This is a genomic window from Aphanizomenon sp. CS-733/32 (assembly GCF_028330045.1).
Classification (GTDB): Bacteria; Cyanobacteriota; Cyanobacteriia; order Cyanobacteriales; family Nostocaceae; genus Dolichospermum; species Dolichospermum gracile.
This window is the reverse complement of record NZ_JAQMSE010000153.1, coordinates 1-3,584: the sequence shown is the minus strand read 5'-3', so window position 1 is coordinate 3,584 and position 3,584 is coordinate 1. Positions and strand designations below refer to the sequence as shown.

Annotated in this window: 6 protein-coding genes and 1 pseudogene; 2 read left to right on the top strand and 5 right to left on the bottom strand. The window is 36.9% G+C overall.

The genetic code is table 11. The annotated features are described in order from the left end of the window. Window positions 1–1,189: ATP-binding protein (locus tag PN471_RS12270; RefSeq protein WP_271777078.1), on the top strand; the 1,189-nt coding region annotated here is incomplete at its 5' end. A 116-nt stretch (window positions 1,190–1,305) separates the two neighbouring features. Here PN471_RS12270 and PN471_RS12265 read toward each other — a convergent pair. From PN471_RS12265 to PN471_RS12255, 3 genes are all read right to left on the bottom strand, one after another. Beyond that, window positions 1,306–1,566, bottom strand: coding sequence for a ParE family toxin-like protein (locus PN471_RS12265; protein WP_072925602.1), 261 nt, complete (start codon window positions 1,564–1,566; stop codon window positions 1,306–1,308). Beyond that, window positions 1,566–1,766, bottom strand: coding sequence for a hypothetical protein (locus PN471_RS12260; protein WP_159292917.1), 201 nt, complete (start codon window positions 1,764–1,766; stop codon window positions 1,566–1,568). The genes PN471_RS12265 and PN471_RS12260 overlap by 1 nt, the downstream gene beginning before the upstream one ends. A 298-nt stretch (window positions 1,767–2,064) precedes the next feature. Then, window positions 2,065–2,562, bottom strand: coding sequence for a GUN4 domain-containing protein (locus PN471_RS12255; protein ID WP_442867151.1), 498 nt, complete (start codon window positions 2,560–2,562; stop codon window positions 2,065–2,067). Window positions 2,563–2,881: 319 nt separating this feature from the next. Here PN471_RS12255 and PN471_RS12250 point away from each other — a divergent pair, with 319 nt between their 5' ends. Beyond that, on the top strand, window positions 2,882–3,004 hold the full coding sequence (locus PN471_RS12250) for a hypothetical protein (RefSeq protein ID WP_271777077.1): 123 nt from the start codon (window positions 2,882–2,884) through the stop codon (window positions 3,002–3,004). 38 nt (window positions 3,005–3,042) lie between these two features. On the opposite strand, the gene PN471_RS12245 is transcribed toward PN471_RS12250, so the two are convergent. Next, window positions 3,043–3,393, bottom strand: a complete 351-nt coding sequence (locus PN471_RS12245) for a type II toxin-antitoxin system death-on-curing family toxin (protein WP_271777076.1) — start codon at window positions 3,391–3,393, stop codon at window positions 3,043–3,045. A gap of 84 nt (window positions 3,394–3,477) precedes the next feature. Further along, window positions 3,478–3,584: pseudogene (locus tag PN471_RS12240) on the bottom strand (IS5/IS1182 family transposase); the annotation flags it as partial.

Below are 3,584 nucleotides of genomic sequence, written 5' to 3'. Positions count from 1 at the left end.
TTTTTTACAAACTTGGGCAACATCTTTAAATCGTCCTTTAATATTATTTATAGATGAAATTGATTCTTTACAAGACCAAACATTAATTTCAGTTTTACGACAATTAAGAGATGGTTTTCCTAACCGTCCAGAAAATTTTCCCTCATCTGTAGGATTAATTGGTTTACGAGATGTGCGAGATTATAAAGTAGCATCCGGTGGTAGTGACAGATTAAATACTTCTAGTCCTTTTAATATTAAAGTTGCTTCTATAACGATGAGAAACTTTAATCTTGCAGAAGTAGGAGAATTATATCAACAACATACAGAAGCAACAGGACAAATTTTTACACCAGAAGCTATAGAAACAGCATTTAATTTAACTCAAGGACAACCTTGGTTAGTGAATGCTTTAGCTAAAGAAGTTGTCGAAAAAATGGTTAAAGATAGAAGTATTACTATTACTAAAGAACACATTTTAAAAGCAAAAGAAATATTAATTACTCGTCAAGATACTCATTTAGATAGTTTAGCTGAACGCTTACGAGAACCAAGGATTAAAGCAATTATTGAACCGATGTTAGCAGGTTTAGAATTAGGAAATATACCTAATGATGATATTCAATTTGTAATTGATTTAGGATTATGTAAAATGCACCCTTATGGTGGATTAACTATTGCTAATCCCATTTATCGGGAAGTGTTACCCAGAGTATTAACAGTAACACCAATGGCATCTTTACCAATGATTGCACCGACTTGGTTAACCCCAGAAGGTGAATTAAATATAGATGGGTTACTTGCAGCATTTCTCAAGTTTTGGCGACAACATGGAGAACCCTTATTAGGTAGCACTGGCTATCATGAAATTGCCCCGCATATTGTATTAATGGCTTTTTTACATCGTGTTATTAATGGTGGGGGAGTTTTAGAAAGGGAATATGCAATTGGTAGTGATAGAATGGATTTATGTTTGCGTTATAAAGATGTAATTTTAGGAATTGAGTTGAAAGTATGGCGGGATAAAAAACGCGATCCGCAAGCTGATGGAATTGAACAATTAGAATCTTATTTAGGACGTTTGGGTTTAGATTTTGGTTGGTTATTTATCTTTGATAGGCGGAAAAATGCTTTACCAATGGAAGAAAGGTTATCCACTGAGGTGGTGGTGACAGAAAATCAGCGTAAAATTACTGTGATTAGAGCTTGAGTGTTTTAAATGAAGTATTTTTGGAAACAATGCTTTTTTCAAAGATATTTAACGGTGAATTTATAAGGTACGTTGCATTTCATTAACGCAGCCTACAGAATTGGCTGGACTGCTGGTTAAATCTTACCAATGAGCTTGTCATATTCTGCGTGAGTTCCGATCCAGAACCAAGAAATACCGCTTTCTACTTCAACTCCTAAAGCCCGATAGTCTAATCCTGCTCGAACTGACCAGTATTTTTTACCGATCTTTTTAAAGTGTAATGATGGATGAGATGGATCAGCTTTCAAAAGTTCGTAACACTGATCTGCTGTTTCCTGAATTTGAGGGGGTAAATCCTCATAGCATTTCCAAAATCTGCGGGTTGTGTAGTGCATCAGAGTTCTCGGCAATGTCCCGCTTTAAACTCAGCGATCGCTTCTGCTGCTAAAGCCTCCAGTTTGCCGTCTGCGATGTCTTGTTCTAGCTGCTCATCCCAACGTTGGTAGTCTATCTCTAATATCCATTGCCGGAGCTGCTGAAACTGTTCTGGTGGAAGCGTCAGAATAGCTGCTTCAATTTGTTCAATGGTTGACATTTTAGGTTATGGTTTTTGACTTCAATCACATTATGGTTATTTACCCAATTTGATTATATCTGATTCTGAGAAAATTTAGATCCGCGACTTCTGTTATTAATCTTCTCATGTAATAGATAATTTGTAGGGTGTGTTAGCTGTATTCGTAACGCATCTCATATTTGCTAAATAATTTATTTTATTATGTTTTTTAAAATTTCCTTCAATAATAATGGTGCGTTACGTCGCGTATTTAATTGATTTGTACATTTTATAATCTTTTTGCGCTCCTAACGCACCCTACAAACTGTAACCTTTACTACAATCTACAAGTCTCGACGCGAGAGAAGACCCCTAACCAAACACTCACCCACACCACAGTAGTACAAACATCAACACAGAAAACACATGGGAGGTGGCCTTCGGGTGCTTTCTTATCAAAAGTAATATCTTTGTAGTACAACCAACTTCCTCCTTTTCTCCATCCTACCTTGTCTCCGAACTTTTTCCATATTTCCCTATTATATTCTCTCGTTCCGCCTAAACCTTGATAAATTCGTTTCTGTACAGAAAACCCAAATCTACCATCACTGTATTTTACCCACAACTGGTCAATGGTGCGGAGGTCTGCACAGGGAAAATTATCATTACTTTTATCATCTAACCATCCGAACTTTTCCCGTTTCGCAACCGCTAACATTACCCGTCCTGTTTCCTCGTCCGCTTCTTTCCATTTCCCTGCTTTGAGGAAGTCACGTAGTTTGCTGTAGTCCATTCCTGCATCTGATTTTAATTCTACCTCTCGCTGTAAGCTCATAGTGATATTCCTGTAGATTAATTTTTAGAAAATATACTAGAGACATCCTACAGCAATTTCCAATCATATTAAGGTACATCCTAGCCCCCTCATCGCTTGCGGGGAGGGGGTTGGGGGTGGGGTTCTTGTTCCAGGTTTGATGACAATTTGCTGTAACATAGGTTACACTCCACAAGTCTTGATGCGAAAGAGCGGAAAAATCACCATTTTATATTTAGGACTTACGCAAGATGTGACTGAAAACCTTATTCTTGCGTAGGGGTAATTCATGAATTACCCCTAGTTTCGTTCCCTTTTGCGTAAGTCCTAAAAAAATATTATGCAAGCATACAAACTCAAAGGAAAAATTGATCAATCTGCTAACTTAGTGATTACCGAACCCCTGAATTTAACCCCCAGAAACGTGGAAATTGTAGTTTGGGCAGCCACAGATAACCTTTAATATTTAATAGAATTTTCTTGCAGCCATTCTGATATAGTTTATTGACTTTCTTGACCGTTTGCTAGTCGTTCCATTATTAAAACAACTTCGGGTTCTGGAACATCTAACGAATATCCATTTAATTCCAGAAAGATAGCCATTACTACGAAAGCTACCCGTTTATTACCATCTATAAAAGCATGATTTTTAGCAAATCCATAACCATAAGCCGCAGCTAAATCAAATATACTGGGTGTAGGTTCACCATAAGCAAGTAAATTTTTCGGTCTATCTAAACTAGCTAAAAACAAATTGTTATCTCGCACACCTGCAAGACCACCATGCTGTATTAATTGGTCTTCATGTATAGCTTTAACAATTATTTCATTTAACCAGAAAATTCCATTCATTTCCCTAACTCATGAAGTGCATTTCTGTATTTTGTGCTGACTTTTCTGTAAGAGGGTGTTTGAAAAGTTTTGATGGGTAAAATTTTATGCTAATCGCCTCACCATGATCCGAATCATGGCAAGGTAAATAAAAGTCTCTGATGTTTCCGGTAATAACTCATAATCTCTGACCAATCGACGACACCCCATCA